The organism is Rhodococcus sp. 14-1411-2a (genome assembly GCF_002259485.1).
In the GTDB taxonomy this organism is placed as follows: domain Bacteria; phylum Actinomycetota; class Actinomycetes; order Mycobacteriales; family Mycobacteriaceae; genus Rhodococcoides.
In genome coordinates this window covers 270,256-289,129 of the sequence record NZ_NPGA01000018.1, presented here as the reverse complement: position 1 = coordinate 289,129, position 18,874 = coordinate 270,256, and the positions used below count along the sequence as shown (strand labels likewise).

Here is an 18,874-nt window from a genome sequence, read left to right as displayed (position 1 = left end):
AACTACAGGATCTTTCGGCGCAGGCCGCTCGCTCGCAGCACCTGACGTTCGACGCCCGCTCGGATGGCCTCTTCGGTACCGATCACTCGTACGTGCGATCGCGCGCGGGTGATGGCGGTGTACAACAGCTCTCGGGTCAACAGTGTCGATGCCTCTGCGGGCAGCAGAACCGAGACCGTGTCGTACTGACTGCCTTGGCTGCGGTGGATCGTCATTGCGTACACGGTGTGTACCGAGGAGAGCACATTCGGGTGGATCAACACGTGACCACGACCTCGGGCGAACGCTGCCATCGGAGTTCCGTTGTCTCCCAACACCACAACGCCGGTGTCCCCGTTATAGATCCTTGCCTCGTGATCGTTGGCCGTCACCAACAAGGGCTGACCGGGATACCAGAGCGAGGGATCGAGAAACGTGCCGCTTCCTTCTCCTACCCACTCCATCGCCTGCCGGTCCCACCGCGAGACCCCCCATCGACCCTCGCGGTGAGCGCACAGGAGGCGATGTTTCTCGAGCCCGAGCAGTGCTGCGGTGGCATCTCCGCGTACTGCAGCGGCGGTGACCTCGGCTGCGGTGTCGATCACGTCGGAGCGCAGCGCGTCGACGTCGTCGGGGCCATGAAACGAAATCTCGTCCGCGCCGGACTCGAGCAACGCCATGACATCGTCGCCCCGGCCGTCTCGCACGGCCACGGCCAAGCGAGCGATGGCTCCGCCGAACCGCCGGCCTCGACTGAGCCGAACGACGCCGCCGCGCAGTCGGTCTCGCTCGAACGGGCTCAGGGCCGCTTCTGCGGGGTCCTCGGCGGCGGCGAAGTCCGCGTCGACGAGCTGCGCAAGGACCGGGTTCTCGATTCCGGTCACCGGCCTGGCCACCAGATCTGCCAGCACCGCGCCCGCGTCGACCGACGTCAGCTGATCCGGGTCTCCCACGAGAATCAACGGGGACTCCGGACGCACGGCTTCGAGCAGCCGACACATCATCGTCAGCGACACCATCGAGGTTTCGTCGACGACGATGACGTCGTACGGCAGCCGGTTCTCGGCGTCGTGCCGAAACCTCGTCTTGCTGCCGGGCTTCCATCCCAGAAGTCGGTGCAGCGTCATTGCTTTGAGGTCTGCTGGAAGCCCGAGGAGTCCGGCTTGTTCGGACACGGACTCCTGCAACCGGGCTGCGGCCTTGCCGGTGGGTGCGGCCAATCCGATGCGCAGATCGCTTCCGTGTTCGCGGACGAGGAGCGCCAGAATTCTCGCTACGGTGTGGGTCTTTCCGGTTCCGGGGCCGCCGGCGATGACCGTCGTCCATTGGGTCGCCGCCAGAGCTGCCGCTATTCGCTGTCGATCGGGAGCGGCCGTCGGTGCGCCCGATTCGTCCACGAACAGCGTGGCCAGCGCGTCGCTGATTTCGACGGCATCGGCGGCGGGATGGGATTGCGAACGCGCGTCGAGCAGATCTCGAACGGTGCTCTCCTGCAGATGATATCGGTCCAGGTACAGCAGCTCACCCTGATCGGTGTCGACCAGTTTCAGCGGCCGCAACGGTCCATTCGGGCTCCCGACCACCAGTGGACTCACCCTCAGTGCTCGCAGCACGTCGTCGAGCTCCGGCCACGGGAGTGCGCTCGGATCGACGTCCGAGTCCTCGTCGACGGTGACGTCCCGCAGTCGTCGCAGATCCAGGCACACCGAGCCCGATCGCACCGAGCGCACGGTCAGAGCCGTGGCGAGCAGTACGTTCTCCGACGACTCACCGGCCAGGGCACCGAGGCGCAGCGCCACGTGCACGTCGGATGCCGACAGCACACCCACGTCGTTGAAGGTGCGCAGGATTCCACTGCCGCGCAGCGCAATCGAGACGCCGGTCATCGAGTCACCTTCCCAGCGAGCAGGTCGGACAGCTCGATCACCAGCGCGGCTGGTGGATCCCAATCGAACACCCCACACCCGGCGGGGGTCTGCGGTCCGACCATGCCCCGCACGAACAGGTATCGGATTCCGCCGAGGTGCAGTTGCGGGTCGTAGTTCGATTGACGCCAGCGCAGATATCGATGCAGCGCAACGGCATACAGAATTGCCTGCAGCGGGTAGTGCGAGCGGATCATTTCCTCGGCCATCTTCTCGCGCGTGAAGTTGCCGGTGGTCAGATCGCCTCTGGCGATTCGATTCGTCTTGTAGTCCACCACGACGTACCGCGGTCCTGCCACGCGCAGAACCGAGTCGATACTTCCGGTGAGAAAGCCGCGAAGTGGTGTCGACTCGAGACCGTCGAGCAGATCCGCGTAGGACGCGAGCACGTCCGCCGGATCGAGGTGATGACGCAACAGGCGCGCGACGGACTTCAAAGTGACCGTGTTCGCGACCGGATCGTCTCCGCCGGCCAAGGGCAGCTCGAAGTCGAGTTCGGCCAGATGGTCGGACGGCGCTACGTCGGCGAGCGTCCCGAATCCCAACGGTGTCTGCATCACCGGCAGAAGGGCTTGGGCCAACGCCACCGGATCGACCTCCGCCATTCGCGACGCCACCGCCGCAGCGCAGCGACGTTCGAGTTCCGCGAGCAGATCGGGTGCGGACGTGTCGACGTGTTCGAGTGCCTCGTGGACGAGCGTTCCGAACGCCGCGCCGGCAGGCATGCCGTTCATCGGTGACGCGATTCCGTCCAGCTGTTCGTCGATGTGCTCGCTTCCCGGGTATTCGCTGCCCACGGCCGTGTCGGCGGGCTCGTCCGTCTTCTCGGGGTGCTCGGTCTCGCTGGTCACTCCTACCTCGGGCTGGGCGGGCGCGGCGTCGTGAGCGTGAGCTGTCAACGCGGAGTACGACGTCCGACGCCACAGGAGGTCGAGGGTTCGATCGAATCGTGCGGCAGCGACGGCGAGGTGCGGTTGCTCGGGACGAATCCAATGTGCGGTGGACGGCTCGCCGGGCCCCACCGGTTCGACCGAGATGAGGCCTGCTGCCGACCCGACCCAGGATTGGAGCCGGTTCGCCGTCGTCGCGTCGTCGAGAACCTTGTACGACGGCTCCGGCAGAGCAATTCCGGGGATGCGTCCGAACAGCATGCGGTGCAGCGAGGACGTCGCGGTGTTTCGGCCCGGGGCCCACCACAGCACGATCCGACTCTCGGCGCGGGTGAGGCCGACGTAGAGCAGTCGCAGTTCCTCGCCTGCTTCCTCCTGGTCGTTGAGGATCTTCCTGGCCGCGTAGCCCGTTCCGGACGGTCCGCCGACGTCTCGGATTCGCGTGCCGTTCTCGTGCAGCAACAGCGTCGACGGCTTGCTGAAGTACAACGTGTCCCACGCGTAGGGCAGGTAGACGACCGGAAATTCGAGCCCTTTGCTGCCGTGTGTCGTCATGATCTGCACTGCGGCGGAATCACTGTCGAGTCGACGACTGCGGTCGGTCGACCCGCCCGCTGCCGGTTCCTTGATTCGGTCGGTCAGCCAGCGAGTGAGGGCGGTGATTCCGTAGGACTCGGATACCGCGACGCGATTGAGCAATTGGGCGATGTGCCGCAGGTCGGTCATCGTGCGTTCACCGGCTTCGACCGCGAGCAACCGGGCGTCGAGTCCGGACTGCGCCGACACCCGCTCGAAGACTGCCGCGAACCCGGCCTCGTCGAACAGCACCGAATACTCACGCAGCCGGCTGCTGACCTGGGACAGCGCATCCTCGGCCCCGGCGTCGAGCTGCGCAGCGGTCCACCCGAGCAGAGGAGTCAACGCGGCCAAACGTACGCGATCGGTGCGATGCGGTTGCTCGATCGCCTGCAGCAACCACAGCCAATGTCGGGCACTCTCGGTACCGAACACACTGGTGCTGCTCGACACGACGGACGGCACCCCTACCGCGTCGAGTGCGTCCCGAATCAACGCCACCTGCTTGGTCGTTCGGGTCAACACCGCAATGTCACGCGGTTCGATCACCCGGCGGCCGTCGGGTCGCTCGAGCTCGGCATGTCCGGACAACAGCTCGACGATGTCCGCCGCAACGTCTGCCGCAACCCTGGATCGGAGCCGGTCGACTGCCGGAAAGCCTTGCCGCAGTGGACCAGCGCCGGTTCGCGGTAGGTAACGCAGCCGCAGGGGAGGATGTCCGACCATGCGCGAGAGAGGGTTTCGCGCTTCGACTGGGTGCACCACGATGTCGTCGTGGCCGAGGGCTGCGCCGCCGTACAGATGGTGCAGGGCGTCGAGCAACCCCGAATCACTACGCCAGTTGGCGGTGAGCTCGTAGAGGTGGTCCGCGGTCTGCACGGCGTCGAGGTAACTCAGTACCTCGGCTCCGCGAAACGCGTAGATGGCCTGCTTCGGATCGCCGACGAGGATGAGCGTCGTGGAGCCGTGAAACGCCCGCCGCAGAATGTCCCACTGCATGGGGTCGGTGTCCTGGAACTCGTCGATCAACACGACGCGGAATCGATCTCGCACTCGCGCACAGGCAGCCTCACCGTGGACGGGGTCCGACAACACCGAATGCAGAAGTCCCAGAAGATCGTTGTAATCGCGCACACCGAGCAGGCGTTTGCGACGTTCGATCTCCCGGCGCGCTTCCCGGGCGAACCGCACACGCAGTGCCGGCTCGCGATTGCCGTCGTCCGAGTCCTCGGTGTCGGGATACAGAATCGACTGCTGGTCACCCACGGCCGACAACGCCAACTGCTGGGCATCCCGCCTGCTGAATGCCGGTGCTTCGTCGTCACCGCTGAACATCTGCAGATACAGATCGTCCACGACCTGTTCGAGTAGGTCCGAGACGGATTCGACAAACGTCGATTCCGGTTCGCGCTCGCCTGCGATGCCGAGTCCGTCGAGCATGCGCTGACAGAAACTGTGAGTGGTGACGATGGTGCCGGCGTCGAAGTCCGACAGTGCCCTACGCAACCGTCGACGCCGCCGGTCGACTTCTGCGTCGTCGACTGCGGCCAGAAATGCCACGAGTGGATCCCGAGATGCACGAGCGGTGTCCGGGTCGGCCAGGTCCCGGGCGATCGACGCGAACCTGCTTCGGGTGCGATCGCGGAGTTCCTGGGTCGCGGCTCGACTGAACGTCACCAGAAGCAGGTCCGAGATCTCGGCGATCCCTTCGGCGATGTAGCGCGCGGCCAACCCCACGATCGCGTACGTCTTGCCGGTCCCGGCGCTGGCTTCGAGGACGGTCGTTCCGGTCGGCATCGGACCGAGCAGATCGAATCCGCGGGCGGCGGTCATGCGTTCCCCATGTTCTCGGCGATCAGCAACGGATCCCACAGCTTTCGAGCGAGAATCCCGAAGCGGCTCTTCTCGTTCGAGGGCTCGGTCTCGTCGTCGAGCGGGGCCGCAGCGAGCAATGCCTGAAACGACAAGGCCGAACCGTGGACGTACCGCAACGATCGATCGGTGCCGTCACCGAAGTCGCCCCGCCAAGCCCACGTGGCCGAGTCGTAGCCGTCCTCGATGGACCCGCCACCGAACCGCTTCTCTGCGTACGCCGATGCGGTACCGGTCGATATCGGCAGCGGCGACGTCATTCCACGATCACGCAAGTCCACCAGATCTTTCAGTACGGCAACGGGATCCCGCGGGGCGCTAAGCCGAGAGCGACGAGGCGGGCGCATTCCGCTCGCGCGGCCGATGGTGACGGCGCTCCAGTCCCCTGCCTCCGATGCCGCTACCGCCAGCAACCGCACCCACGCGGCCAGCCGGTGCTTGGCGGCCAGTCGCGAGTACGACGAACGTGCCAGCGTGCGGCCGTGGATCCCAGTGACGGTGCCGGTCAGGCGTCGGCCGTCGCCGAGATCGACCGCGACGTCGATCGTCTCGGCCGGACCCTCGTGGAAGGGAGCGGCCGCGTCGGCGATGATTCCGACGATCTGCCGGATGTCGGACATCTCGCGGCGGCCCTGATGAAACGGCGGCAGGGTTCCGCGCCGCCACTCGGCGTCGGCGAATTCTCCGATGTCCCCACCTGCGAGCACTGCTGCAAGCATCCGATCACCGATGTTCCACCGGGACAACGGATCCAGCTCGATGTCCAGGCTGTCTGCCAGGTCGTCCTCGAGCTCGGGAACGCGGAAGCCGAGTCGTTGCCGCAGAAAAGCCTGCACCGGGTTCTCGACGAAGGCGATGAGTTCGGCGAGTTCGACGTCCCCTCGATCGGCCGGAGGGAGCGCGTCGGGCAGAAACGGTGGTACTGGATCGGGCGTCCGTTGCTGGGAGACGGCTCCGGCCAGGGCCACCGTGTCGAAGCTGAACGGGTGTTCGGCTTCGAAATTGTGTGGGTCGAACGGCTGCAGCGGATGCCGATGTTCGACGCTTCCGCCCGCGGTCACCTCGAGCACGTCCATCAACTCGCGCAGCGGGATCGCGGGTGGCTTGGCCGACCCGTCGACGGGGTCCGCTCCGGTGTAGAACAACAGCAGTTTTTCCTCGGCCGACATCACTGCGTCGAGCAGCAGTTGCCGATCCTCGCTGCGAATGTCTCGTTCGCCGACGGCCGGATCGCGGGCGAGGATGTCGTCTCCGTCGATACTGCCCACTCGGGGGAACACCTCGTCGTCGAGCCCGAGCAGCACCACCACTCGGTGCGGCACCGAGCGCATCGGCACCATGGTGCACACGGTCAGCTCGCCGGTTCGAAAGTTCGCTCGGGTGGGTCGGCCGGCCAGTCTTCCGGCCAGCATGGCACGCACGTCCGCGAGCCGCAGCTCGGCGGTGCCGCCGTGTTCGGTGGCGTCGGAGATCTCGCGATGTGCTTGTGCCAGTTGCCATTCGTCTGCTGTTGGCACGTCGGCGAGGAGATCGAGGGCGCGCCCCAGCTGCCGCGTCCACTCGGTCACCGATGCCGGACCGGCCAGTGCCCGGAGCACCGACGCGAGCCGGTCCACCAGCTCGGCGAAGCGGCCGGCGAGGGTGATGTCGTTGCTGTCGACATCGTCGAGAGGCAGCGCCAGGTCGAGATACTCGTTCCGAGTCTCGTCCGCGGCCACTCCCAGCAAGATGCGATCGAGCGCCGACTTGAAGGTATTCTGCCGAAAACCGTTCAGGCCGTATGCTTCTCGTTGTCGAACTGTCAATCCCCAGCGGGCACCGGAGCTCGTCACCCACTCGCGCAGTCGCTCGAGATCGTCGTCGGTGAACGAGAACTTCTCGCGCACCGGACCACTGGCGGCGAAGTCCAGCAACTCGCTCGCCGTCACCCGGCCCTCCGAGAAATCCAGCACCGTGGCGATGACGTCGAGGACGGGGTTGGTACGACGCAGGCCTCGATCGGCCAGCCGCACCCGTAGCCGATGTCCGGGATGTACCAGTGCCGTCTGCCCGAAGTTCGCGCGGATCAACGGCGCGTAGGTCTCGACATCCGGACACATCACCAGCACATCCCGTGGTTCGAGCGTCGGGTCGCCGGCGAACAGATGCAGCAACGACTCGCGCAGAACTTCCACCTGACGAGCGGGTCCATGACACGCGTGAATCTGCACCGATCCGTCGGCGAACGTCCTGCCGTCGTCGAATTCGGGAGTAGGAGCCGAATCCGCGGTGATGTCCGATTGAATTCGACCGAGCAGGGTGTTCGCTGCTTCCGGTCCCTGGTGATGCACGGTGTGCGTCGCCACCGACGCGATGGTGGCCTGGAGTTCTCGCACGTCTCGCGACAGGCCGGCCAGCAGTGGGTGCACGACGGCCAGAGCTGTCGTGTCGTCTCGTCGGCGCGTCACCGCCGGGATCTCGGCGAGGGTGCGCCACATCGACGGGCTTGGATGCGGAACCCAGATGTGCACGTCGCGAGCCTGCGACAGCGCACCCAGTATCTCGAGCTGATCGGTCGCCAGCCGGGTCGGACCGAACACCGACAACCGGCTCGGTAGGTCCACCGACTCCGGTGCGTCCCGGAGTCGTGCGCAGGTCTGCGGCAGGCGCTCGGCTGGGCTCGGGCTGCCGATTCGCTCGCGCAGCGCGGCCCACACTCGCGGTTGCCACAGCAGGTCCTCGTCGAGATCACCACCGTGGCCGTCGGTGAAGCGCCCGTCGAACCAGTCGCGCAGCATCTGGGGACGTTGAGATCCGTAGGTGCGGAACAGTTCTGCCACATGCGATGCCGTCGACCAGCGGCGTCCCACCCGATGATCCTCGGAACCTGCACCGAGATGCTTGAACAGCACCGACGCCCAGGTTTCGGTGCGACACTCGTCGATCACCTCCAGCGCGGTCCAGAGAACCCGGCCCGGAGCCCAGGGATCGTCGTCGGGATCGATGTCGTCGACCGCAGCAATGGCGCGCGAGACCAATCGCGTCGGGCTCGGGAAGTCGATGTTGGCTGCGATGCCGTCGCCATCCGAACCGCCCAGCGTGCTCGACAGTCGCTGCGTGAGCCACCGCTCGACGCCCTTCGCCGGGACCGACACGATCTCGGGCACGAACGGATCGTCCAACGGCACGGACAGGATGTCGGCCAGTGCAGCCGCGAGCGTTCCGGCGCGTTCGGCGCGATGAAGCGTCAACACCGTCGCGGTCCCCTGCCTGCTCGTATCGATGCCCGATTTCGGGTTCGTGACGACCCTACTCGAGCCACCGACAGATTCTGCGCGATGAGTCGGGCCGTCGGATCCGGTCCATATCTGCGCAACCGAACGATACGAAGGAGAACGCGATGATCGAACATGTTCTTGCCGTGGTGGCAGTACACGATATCGACTCGGCACGAGAGTGGTACGAGAAGCTGTTCGACCGGCCTGCAGACAACAATCCGATGCCGAGTTTGGTGGAGTGGCAGGCCGCCCCCGCTGCATGGGTGCAGGTGACGGTCGACCCCGAGCGAGCAGGGTCGTCGCAGTTCAACGTTGCCGTCGAAGACATCGAGTTGTTCGTCGATGCCGCTCGTTCCCGCGGCATCGACTTCGGCAACATCGTGGACGCGAACAAGGGAGTAAGACTGTCGACGGTCTCCGATCCCGACGGCAATTCCGTTTCCGCGATCGGCGGCTTTCGCGAGCACTACTGATCGAGCGGCCCTCGATCGTCACCCCACCAACCGCCGCGTCAGGTTCGCGGTTTCGCGGGAGTAGGCGATCAGCATGACGAGGTCGACCGACGGCCGGGCAGCTTTGACTGCCACCACCTGCTGGGTGACTGCATCGTGCATCGGCCATCCGTAGGAGCCGCCGGAAATCAGGGGAAATGCGATGGACTTCAGGTTCATCGACGCAGCCAGCGCCAGGCTTCGGGCGTAGCAGAGTCGCAGCAGCTCCGATCTGTCCTCGTGCGGGGAGTAGCGCGGGCCGACGGTGTGGATGACACAGCCGGCACGAAGTCGTCCCGCGGTGGTGGCGACGGCTGCGCCGATGTCGAGGCCGTGGGGCAGGGTGGTGGCCCGCAGCGCCTTGCATTCTGCGAGGATGTCCGGCCCACCGGCCCGGTGGATGGCACCGTCCACTCCCCCGCCGCCGAGCAATCGCGTATTGGCGGCATTGACGATCGCGTCTGCGGCCACGTCCGTGATGTCGCCCTGGACGACGTCGATGATTGTCATGAACTCCCCTTCGCTGCAATGATGTTCGAGGTGATTCGGTCGAGATCGTCGGCGCGCAACCCTGGGTAGCCGTGGACGATGTCGCGCCATTCGCTCGGCACCGCCGATGCGCCCCAGAGCGCTCCGAGGAGCCCTCCGGCTATGGCCGCCGTGGTGTCGGTATCGCCGCCGGCTCGGACACACAGTTCGAGAGCGGCAGGCAGAGGCCGGTCCGCGTCGGCAGATCGATGGATTGCCCACCACGCCGTCTGCAGAGCGTGGACCACCCAGCCGTTGTTAGGGAAGTCGGACGGCTGTCCCTCCTGTGCCTGGTGGAGCAGGGGCTGCCAGAACTCACGGACGTCGGCTTCGGCGGCGGCCAGAAATTCACGCACCCCGCCGTATGTACCGCGAAGAACCGCGTATCGAATTGCGTGAGTCCATAATTGGCATGCCTCACCGGCATGCGGGTCGAAATGGGTGAGGGCACTGATCCGTGCAGCAGCAGCTCGACATCCGGCCGCATCGTCGAGGTAGGCCAAGGCGACGGGTGCGGTACGCATGAGCGATCCGTTGCCGCCGGTTCTACCCGACAGTGACGCTGCCGCCGCGGTCATCTCTGAGCCGCTGAGTGTGGTCTGCGCGAGCACGGAGCGCGTTTGATTTCCTACGTCCGGAGGGTTCTGGGCAAACCACGCGCGAAAATTCTCGGCGATGTCGTCGATGTCTCCGCCCTGTTCGAGAGCACGCGCGACGCAGAGCGCCATCGAGGTGTCGTCGGTCCATTCCCCCGGGGCCCAATCGAATGCGCCGCCGCCGACCATGGCGATCGTCGTCTCGGGTGAGGGGTATCCGAACTCGTAGCCCGCGCCCAAGGCGTCACCCACTGCCGTTCCGAGGAGAACGCCCCGCGCTCGATCGCGCTGAATGTCCGTCAACTGCATACCTACCCCTTAGATCGATGTTGAGCTAACTATAGATCATTACTGCGCTAAGCTACAACGCATGACCTGGCGAGACCGAGACGGCAACGCGCTGACCGACTACCCGCGCCCCTCCGTGGCAGTCGACGTGGCGGTACTGACCGTCCGCGAACAGCAGTTACACGTCGTCGTGGTGCCGTCGGAGCGCGGCCCCGCGCTACCGGGCACCTTTCTGCGACCGTCGGAGACTCTCGCCGACGCGGCAGACCGCGCCTTGAGGACGAAGGCCGACTTGATCGATCTCACTTTTCACCAGCTGAGGATGTTCGACGATCCCGACCGCGACGACCGCGGCTGGGTCCTGTCGATGGCGCACGGCGCAGCAATCTCGGCTCGATCATTGGCTCCCACAACCGAATCGATGCCGATAGACGACTCCGCACCGGTGTCGACACTGGCCTTCGACCACGGCACCATGGTGACCGAGGCAGTTCTCGACCTCCGTGATCGCTACGCGCGTGAGGTCGATCCCGCACTGTTGACGGACGCGGAGTTCACCCTTCTCGAACTTCGCGAGGTGTACGAGATCGTGTTCGATCGCGCTCTGCCGAAAGACACGTTCCGACGTCACGTCATCGGGTCGCTCGAAGGGACAGGCACAACCTCGACCGCAGGCGGCGGCCGACCCGCAGAGCTGTATCGTCGCGCATCGAATCCAGCTCTTCCTGCATCTGCGGGCTCGTTCCTACTTCGCTGAGGGCACGGATCGACGAAACCGGACATGCCTACCGATAAGCTGGCAGTCATGGGATCGAAGCGGCCTGCCAACCGCGGACAGAAACGTGCAGAAAAGACCAAGGCCCGGCAACGGCGTCACCAGCAATCCCGACCGGCCCCCACCGGTGCCGTCACCGAACGCATCGCCGATCTGATCGACGGTTTCGTCGAATGGCTCGACGAGAGCGAGATGTCGGAACAATCGGAGGCGATCTCTCGACTCGTGTCGTCGACACTGACCCAGCTGGCCGGAGCCCGTAACGGCTTTTCCCCCAGTGCCTGGCTGCCCGCCGATGCACACTTGCTGGTGGACGCCGCGGAACGCATCCTGCAGGACGAGTCCGACACAGCCGAGGACACCGCGGTCAATCTGGTACTCACGTCACTGCAGTACCTGACCTTCCTCGACGAGACCGATCTCTGGGACGGCACTCCCGAGGACTACTCGCACTGCATGGAGGATCTCTCGGACTTCCTCCAAGGCGACGAGCCGGACATGCTCGACGCCGACGACATCGATCTGCCCGACGTCTCGCTGGCCCAGGAACTCGCCGCGATCTCCGCGTTGCCGCTGCTACCCGCCCTCGACGACATCGTCGCGCGCGTGGCCGACGGGTTGGCGGTGGGCGAGGACGCCGACCTGCAGCGCGCGGTCGGCTCCACCCCGCTCGATCCCGCCCGGCTCGAGGTGGGTGCCGCGGTCGACTACTGGTCGACGGCCATCGCGACCGAATTGATTCGCATAGACGGTGACACCGCCAGGCCGGGCGACAATGCGCATTCGCTGGCCGGCCGAGGCGCGGAGACGGTGCACGAGCTGGTTGCCGAACACGTTCGCGTCCAGCTGTCGGGAGATGCCGACGACCCCGATGTGTCACGGTCGCTGGCGAACACGTTCGCGGTACAGACGCTGCTCGCCGCCATGACGGACGAGCTCCCCATCAACAACGAGGGCGAGGACTACGCCGAACTCGACGGTGAGGATCTGCGTACGGCGCAGTTGATCGACCACCGCGTCCGATCCCTCATCGAGCAGGGCATCCTCGTCAAGATCGAAGAAGTACTTGCCGTTCCGCACGCGTTGCGTCCGGCAGTGCTCGACGGTGTCGCCGAGGCCCTGCCGTTCGGTGTGATCGACGAGGAGTCTCAGCACGACCCGCTCCACAGCTCGGTCGAGGATTCAGCGTCGTCGTGACGGCCCCCGCGAACACCGAGACCGTGTCGGTGGTCGCCGCTAGCGTCACCGACTGTGCGTTACGCCAACGCGATCTGGGTAAGGAGCCGACATGAGCGATTCACTCGAGTTCGACTTCGACGTCGACGCTGCCTGGATGCAGTTCCAGCGCAGACTCGGCGACTACGTCAGCGCGATGCGCGACGGCGATGCGCTGGTGATCGAGTCGCGATACGACAGCACCGACGGCGTGCCCGACACCGCAGCCTGCGTGCAGTTCTACGCCTGGGATCTCGATATGGTTCGCTGCGAGATCCCGCCGAACGAGCACCTGCATCACAGCCGTGCCATCACCGAAGAGCAGCGGGAAGCGCTCAGCGCGTTGGGGTTTCGCATGTCGGTCGATTCCGAACCGACTGCACCGCACGTGGACCGGAATCGATCCTGGTCCGACGATCTGGCCAAGACGACCGTTGCGGTGTTCCGTGACATCTGGGGTCTCCCGCATCCGTCGTTCCTGAGCTCGCGCGCCACCGGCCGATACGACGTACCGAGTTTCGACGTCGCCACCCCCGAGCCCGGCATCACTGTCGTTCCGATGTGCGTACAGCCCAAGGGCAAGGAACACCTGCAGCAACTGGTCGATCGAGCGCTCGAGCCGTGGTTCGGTTTCCCGCCGGATCACGACCCCGACGGCGACATCCCCCTGCGGTTCGTCAACGGCACCGCATACGTGTCGGTCAAGCCCACCGAGCCTGTGGTCGAGATCAATTCGACGCTGGTGCACGCCGTGTCGGGACGAACCCGCGCAGCCGAGTTGTTGGTCGATCTCAATTTGCAGCTACCCGATGTGATGCTGCACCTGGTCCAAGACTGCATCGTCGCCCAGGTGCGGGTGAGCGGCTCCCCCTTCGTCGCCGATCACTTGCTGTGGGCAGTGCGGATGCTCAGTCACGTATGGGAGCAGGTCGACGAGAAATTCGCCGAGGATTTCGGTGGAGCGCTCGGCGAACCGACGCCGCCCCCGATCGAGGCCGAGGACTTTCCGGACGGTCTGCTCGAATTGGTCGATCTGATAGCCGAATCCGCGGAGCCACTCGACCTCGACACCGTCCTCGAACGTTGTGACTCCGATCGCGATGTAGTCGCCTCCTACCTGCGCATCAGCGCCGAGCAGGAGGCGTCGTGGCGTGGCATGGCGGTCGCTGCCGATCTCGGGGACGAGCACTGCGACGTCGACGAGGCCGACCGCGAAGCCGGCAAATGGGGCCGCGCCGTGGCTGCGCTGCGCGAGGTACTGCGCAGCACACCCGAACAGGTCGCGCCGGTGGTCGATCCGTCGGCGATCCAGTTGCAACTGTTCGAGACCGACGAGGTGGCCGAGGTATCCGACGAACGTTCGGACGAACAGTAGACGGAAACCGAACACGGTTTTTCAGCGCGCTTCCCTTTCGTGTTAACTGGGGTTACATTAACTCCATGTTCGCACCTCGTTTGGAGAAGCCATGACACTGACGACAGGCACCACGTCCGTTTCGGTCGATACCGACACCGCGGACGAGCAGCAATACATCGAGACACTCACCCTGTTGTCCGAGGGTTCTGTTCACAAGCACTTCGACCCGTACGTGGATATCGACTGGGAGTCCGAGAAGTTCGCGGTGCCCGCGAACGATCCTCGCTGGGTACTGCCCGCGAAGACGGACCCGATCGGCGGCCACGCCTGGTACCGAGCACTGCCGCTCGAGAAGCAGATCGAGATCGGCATGTGGCGTCAGGCCAATGTCGCCAAGGTCGGTCTTCAGTTCGAGAACATTCTGATCCGCGGCATGATGCAGTACGTGTTCTCGCTGCCCAACGGCTCGGCCGAGGCACGCTACTGCACCCACGAATCCATCGAAGAGTGCAACCACACCCTGATGTTCCAGGAGATGGTCAACCGCGTCGATTCCGATGCTCCCGGCATGAGTCGGCCGATGAAGATGCTGTCGCCGTTCATCCCCCTGTTCGCCACTTTGTTGCCCGAGTTGTTCTTCGTCGGCGTTCTCGCAGGCGAGGAGCCCATCGACCACATTCAGAAGTCGGTCCTGCGGTCCGGTGAAGAAATCCACCCGATCATGCAGAGTGTCATGGCAATTCACGTCGCCGAGGAAGCGCGGCACATCTCGTTCGCACACCAGTTGCTGCGTCGCCGCGTCCCCAAGATGTCCAAGGCCGGACGGTTCTTGCTCTCGCTGGCCTTCCCGATCACGATGCGCATTCTGTGCGACGTCATCGTCATTCCGCCGAAGAAGTTCTGGACGAAGTTCGACATCCCGAAGCAGGTGAAGAAGGACCTGTTCTGGGGCACTCCGGAGTCGCAGCACGCACTGCAGGACTACTTCGGAGACGTCCGCATGCTGGCCAACGACACCGGAATGATGAATCGCGCCGCTGGCCTGATGTGGAAGCTGTGCGGAATCGACGGCAAAGCGTCCCGTTTCCGCAGCGAACCCGACCGCAGTTCCAGCCAGTTCGCCGCATAGCTCGCGCCCCAGCCGTCAGGAAACCTCATGCCCCACGTCGTCACCCAGTCATGTTGCAGCGACGCATCGTGCGTCTACGCGTGTCCTGTCAACTGCATTCATCCCACTCCCGACGAGCCGGACTTCCTGACGGCGGAGATGTTGCACATCGACCCGCAGTCGTGTGTCGACTGCGGCGCGTGCGTCTCGGCCTGCCCGGTCGATGCCATTGTGCCGCAGGCGAAACTGACAGAGGCACAACTGCCGTTCCTGACGATCAATGCGGATTTCTACAAACAGGAGCGCCCGCCTCGGCCCATCCTGGCACCGGTCACGCCTGCTGCGTCGGCCTCGCGGGATCGTCAGCCGCTGCGAGTCGCGATCGTCGGGTCGGGCCCATCGGCCATGTACGCCGCGGACGAACTGCTCACGCAACCAGGCGTGAGCGTCGACGTCTACGACCGACTCCCGCAACCACACGGCCTCGCTCGCCTCGGCGTCGCACCCGATCATCAGAAGACGCGTCAGGTATCGCGCTTGTTCGAAACCATCTCTGCGCAAGAGGGATTCACGTACCACCTCGGCGTGGAGGTCGGCAAGGACGTCACGCACGACGAGTTGATGGACACCCACCACGCCGTCATCTATGCGGTCGGGGCGTCATCGGATCGTGAGCTCCGCATTCCCGGTGCCGAATTGCCCGGGCGCAGTTCGGCTACCGACTTCGTCGCCTGGTACAACGGCCACCCCGACCACGCACATCGCACGTTCGATCTCTCGCACGAGCGCGCGGTGGTCGTCGGCAACGGCAACGTTGCCCTCGACGTCGCCCGCATTCTGACGATGAATCCGGATGCCCTCGCTCGGACCGACATCGCTCCGCACGCCTTGGACGCATTGCGCCACAGCTCCATTCGCGAGGTGGTCGTCGTCGGTCGCCGCGGCGTGGCGCAGTCCGCCTTCACCGTTCCCGAGTTCGCCGGGCTGCTGACCGTCCCCGATATCGACTTGGCCATCGACCGCAGCGAACTCGCGCTCGATCCGGTCACCGTCCGACTCGCGAGCACCGACGACCTTCCCCACGCCGTGGCGCAGAAGCTGCAGTTGCTTCGCCACGTCGACGAATCCCCCGAACACAGCGACGGCCGCAGGCGAATCACCCTGCGCTATCTTCTCTCCCCCACCCGCATCCTCGGCACCGATCGAGTGACGGGCGTCGAGTTCGAGCGGATGGGCCTGTCCGCCGACAGCGAGGACGTGGTTCGCAGCGTCCCGACCGGCGACGTGGACATCGTCGAGGCCGGGCTCGTCCTCACCTCGATCGGCTACCGCGGCGTCGCGCTCCCCGGAGTTCCGTTCGACGATCGTGCCGGCATCATTCCCAACAACGGCGGGCGCGTCCTGGAGGAAGTAGGTGGGTCGACCGCGACCGGCACCTACGTCACCGGCTGGATCAAGCGTGGCCCCTCGGGATTCATCGGCACCAACAAATCCTGCGCCCAGGAAACCGTCGGACACCTGGTCGACGACTTCAATGCCGGTCGCCTGACGGACCCCATCGAGTTGCCCAGCACGTGGCCGGCCGACTCGAGTCGAAGCCCACTGCGACGCTCGAAAGCACTGCTCTCGACGCTGCGCCGCTCCTGACCGATCGCGCACCCCGGTTGGGATCAATGTGCCTTTCGGTCGCTCCGAGTGCAACAACGTCGCATTCATCCGGACGGCCTCGAGGTTGAAGCGTCTACTATCGGGGTAACTACAGTCATCGGTCACCGACTCACGGCGGGCCAACACCTCGAGGAGCACGAGATGCCGGCCCTGCGACGCATCTTCACCAGAACCGCTGTCCCAATTGTCGGTATTGCCATGGCGTTGGTATGCGCGGCACCGGCCCAGGCTTTGCCGACACCCGGCGACCTCTCCGATGTCCCGGCACGGACGTCGTTGTCGTACGAACATCTCCCGACAGGGACCTATGTGGGCAGCGCTGAGGACAATTCGGCGCGCCCGGGACTGTCGACGGTCAAGCTCTACATGGCCGATTACGTCGTCCGCTTCGGCGATGGTTCGCCGAGAGACCTCGACCTCGCCGCGCGGATGATCCAGGTCAGCGACGACGGTGCCGCATCGACCCTCGACAACAAGTACCCCCAGGCAATATCGGCGACCGCCGCGGAGTACGGACTCACCTCTACCTCGCGGGGAGGTTTCTGGGGCAGCTCGTCCACGAGCACAGCCGACACCGTGCGATTCTTGGCGGCGAAGAAGCGCACCGACCCCGCCAGCCCGGTCCTCGCCTGGATGAACACCGCGGCTCCTGTGGCACGCGACGGAATGGTTCAGGACTGGGGCACCCAGCAGTTGGCCGGCGTGACGGGGAGCAAGTGGGGATGGGCCGACGACCGGTCGAGTGTTGTCGCGTCAGCGTCGATCGGCGATGATTTCGTCGTCGCCTCCAACACGTACGGACCGAGCAGCACCAACACCGACGACGTCTTGGGCGCGCTCGGCGGAATCGAACTGACGGCACCGCCCGCCGCCGTCTCTGTTCCCAACCTTCCTGTGATCCCCGGTCTGCCGTCGGTCGAGGAATTGCTACAGATGCTTGCCCCTCGCTGACACGTTCGAATAGTTTGTCGGACCCCTCCCCTACTCTGCGTCTCACCGAACAGTTCGGTGACCACACCGGGGGACGTGGAGGGGACGACGATGAGTCGTATCGATTTGGACAGTTTTTTCAAGTACACGCGGGCGACCAGCGCGTGGCAGGATGCCGATCCGAGCGAATTACTCGACAGCGGAATCGGATTCGCCCAACTCGGATCAGCGGGAAAAGACAGGGTCCGGCTGGTAGCGGAACGCTTGGCCGCTCTGGATGCGCAACAGAGTCGTTCGGTGCACGATTGCGCGGCGCGAACACTCGACGATGCTCTCGACACGGCGTTCGAGAACGGTTGGCAGCCAACCGAACTCGTTCATGTCACGCTTCAGTGCGCCGGAGGCGACGGCATAGTGGTCATCGTCGAGGCCATCGGAGCACACACGGCACGAAGCTCGGCCGAGCGCCTCGCTCCGGATTCATGGCGTGATCAGCTATCCGAGCTGCGAGTCGACTCCGCCGGGGGCACGACCGCCGAGAGACTTCAAAGGTGGCGTTCGTACAACCGACGATCGTCGGCGCAGTCCTGGTACACCCTTTTGCTCGTACTCGGTTGTTCGACATGGCTGTTGCCCCTCGAGAAGCTCCTGCCCCCTCCGGCCAGGTGGACCTCACAGTCGGCAGCGACCGGCCCCCGGCGAGCCACGGACTCGAAGATGCTCGGCAGAATCCGAGGGCTGCTGGCCAAGGCCGAGTCGACGCAATTCCCCGCTGAGGCCGAGGCGTTATCGGCCAAAGCCCAAGATTTGATGACGCGCTACGCGATCGACAGCGCGCTTCTCGATGTGGGGAACCCTCGCAGCCTGATCGACGATGTCGTCACGCGACGCATCATGGTGAGCAATCCGTACTCCAAAGCCAAACTGCTTCTGCTGCACTGCGTGTGCCATGCAAATGGTGCCAGGACACTGTGGAAGAAGAAGTACTTGCTGGCCAGCATCATCGGCATGCCCGTCGATCTCGATCTGTGCGAGCTCCTCTACACCTCGCTACTCGTGCAAGCGACGCGCGCACTCGACGAGGTGGCCGATTCGCCGGCAGCGCGGACCCGTAGTTTCCGCAACGCATTCTTGATCGCCTACGCCCACCGTATCGGCGAACGACTGACCGAAGCACGCGACCGCGCCACCGCGGCCGCCACTCGACAACACGGCTCTGCGCTGGTGCCCATCATGGCGGAACGAACCGACGCAGTCGACCGAGCGTTCGCGGCCCGGCATCCGACGACGAGAACGATCAGGTTCAGCAGCGACAATACAGCGGGATCGCATGCCGGCCGCGCCGCCGCCGAACGCGCGGACCTTACCGGTGGGCGCGAACGTATCGACAAATCCGATCTGGCCTCGTAGTGCGCGCTA

The 18,874-nt window shown here is 65.0% G+C and carries 13 protein-coding genes; 8 read left to right on the top strand and 5 right to left on the bottom strand.

All coding sequences use genetic code 11. The features are described 5' to 3' along the window. Positions 1 to 2 precede the first annotated feature (2 nt). The 3 genes from recD to recC are packed head-to-tail and all read right to left on the bottom strand — an operon-like array spanning position 3 to position 8,475. Entirely contained in the window at positions 3 to 1,865 is a 1,863-nt protein-coding gene (gene recD, locus CH291_RS18600) for an exodeoxyribonuclease V subunit alpha (RefSeq protein ID WP_094688304.1), read from the bottom strand. Continuing rightward, complete coding sequence (locus CH291_RS18595) at positions 1,862 to 5,203, bottom strand: UvrD-helicase domain-containing protein (RefSeq protein WP_094688303.1); 3,342 nt, start codon at positions 5,201 to 5,203, stop codon at positions 1,862 to 1,864. The genes recD and CH291_RS18595 overlap by 4 nt, the downstream gene beginning before the upstream one ends. Continuing rightward, on the bottom strand, positions 5,200 to 8,475 hold the full coding sequence (gene recC / locus CH291_RS18590; RefSeq protein WP_094688302.1) for an exodeoxyribonuclease V subunit gamma: 3,276 nt from the start codon (positions 8,473 to 8,475) through the stop codon (positions 5,200 to 5,202). The genes CH291_RS18595 and recC overlap by 4 nt, the downstream gene beginning before the upstream one ends. A 146-nt stretch (positions 8,476 to 8,621) precedes the next feature. Between recC and CH291_RS18585 the strand changes: the two genes are divergently transcribed. After that, complete coding sequence (locus CH291_RS18585; protein WP_068050895.1) at positions 8,622 to 8,972, top strand: VOC family protein; 351 nt, start codon at positions 8,622 to 8,624, stop codon at positions 8,970 to 8,972. 18 nt (positions 8,973 to 8,990) lie between these two features. On the opposite strand, the gene CH291_RS18580 is transcribed toward CH291_RS18585, so the two are convergent. Then, complete coding sequence (locus tag CH291_RS18580; RefSeq protein ID WP_094688301.1) at positions 8,991 to 9,500, bottom strand: O-acetyl-ADP-ribose deacetylase; 510 nt, start codon at positions 9,498 to 9,500, stop codon at positions 8,991 to 8,993. Further along, a complete protein-coding gene (locus tag CH291_RS18575; protein ID WP_094688300.1) occupies positions 9,497 to 10,423 on the bottom strand; it encodes an ADP-ribosylglycohydrolase family protein in 927 nt (308 codons plus the stop codon). Before CH291_RS18575 ends, CH291_RS18580 begins: the two co-directional genes overlap by 4 nt. A 61-nt stretch (positions 10,424 to 10,484) precedes the next feature. Here CH291_RS18575 and CH291_RS18570 point away from each other — a divergent pair, with 61 nt between their 5' ends. The 7 genes from CH291_RS18570 (at position 10,485) to CH291_RS18540 (ending at position 18,865) form a co-directional block, all read left to right on the top strand. Further along, complete coding sequence (locus CH291_RS18570; protein ID WP_094688299.1) at positions 10,485 to 11,159, top strand: NrtR DNA-binding winged helix domain-containing protein; 675 nt, start codon at positions 10,485 to 10,487, stop codon at positions 11,157 to 11,159. A 48-nt stretch (positions 11,160 to 11,207) separates the two neighbouring features. After that, the gene (locus CH291_RS18565) at positions 11,208 to 12,374 is read left to right on the top strand and encodes a hypothetical protein (RefSeq protein ID WP_094640007.1); all 1,167 of its coding nucleotides are present in this window, start codon (positions 11,208 to 11,210) and stop codon (positions 12,372 to 12,374) included. 91 nt (positions 12,375 to 12,465) lie between these two features. Beyond that, positions 12,466 to 13,767: a T3SS (YopN, CesT) and YbjN peptide-binding chaperone 1 gene (locus CH291_RS18560; RefSeq protein WP_094688298.1), complete on the top strand. Its 1,302-nt coding sequence runs from the start codon at positions 12,466 to 12,468 to the stop codon at positions 13,765 to 13,767. Positions 13,768 to 13,858: 91 nt separating this feature from the next. Beyond that, positions 13,859 to 14,878, top strand: a complete 1,020-nt coding sequence (locus tag CH291_RS18555; RefSeq protein WP_094640005.1) for an AurF N-oxygenase family protein — start codon at positions 13,859 to 13,861, stop codon at positions 14,876 to 14,878. A 27-nt stretch (positions 14,879 to 14,905) separates the two neighbouring features. Continuing rightward, positions 14,906 to 16,504 (top strand): FAD-dependent oxidoreductase, encoded by a 1,599-nt coding sequence (locus tag CH291_RS18550; RefSeq protein ID WP_094688297.1) that lies wholly within the window; start codon positions 14,906 to 14,908, stop codon positions 16,502 to 16,504. A 162-nt stretch (positions 16,505 to 16,666) separates the two neighbouring features. After that, positions 16,667 to 17,476 (top strand): hypothetical protein, encoded by an 810-nt coding sequence (locus CH291_RS18545; protein WP_094640003.1) that lies wholly within the window; start codon positions 16,667 to 16,669, stop codon positions 17,474 to 17,476. Positions 17,477 to 17,566: 90 nt separating this feature from the next. After that, positions 17,567 to 18,865: a DUF2786 domain-containing protein gene (locus tag CH291_RS18540; protein ID WP_094688296.1), complete on the top strand. Its 1,299-nt coding sequence runs from the start codon at positions 17,567 to 17,569 to the stop codon at positions 18,863 to 18,865. Positions 18,866 to 18,874: the final 9 nt, after the last annotated feature.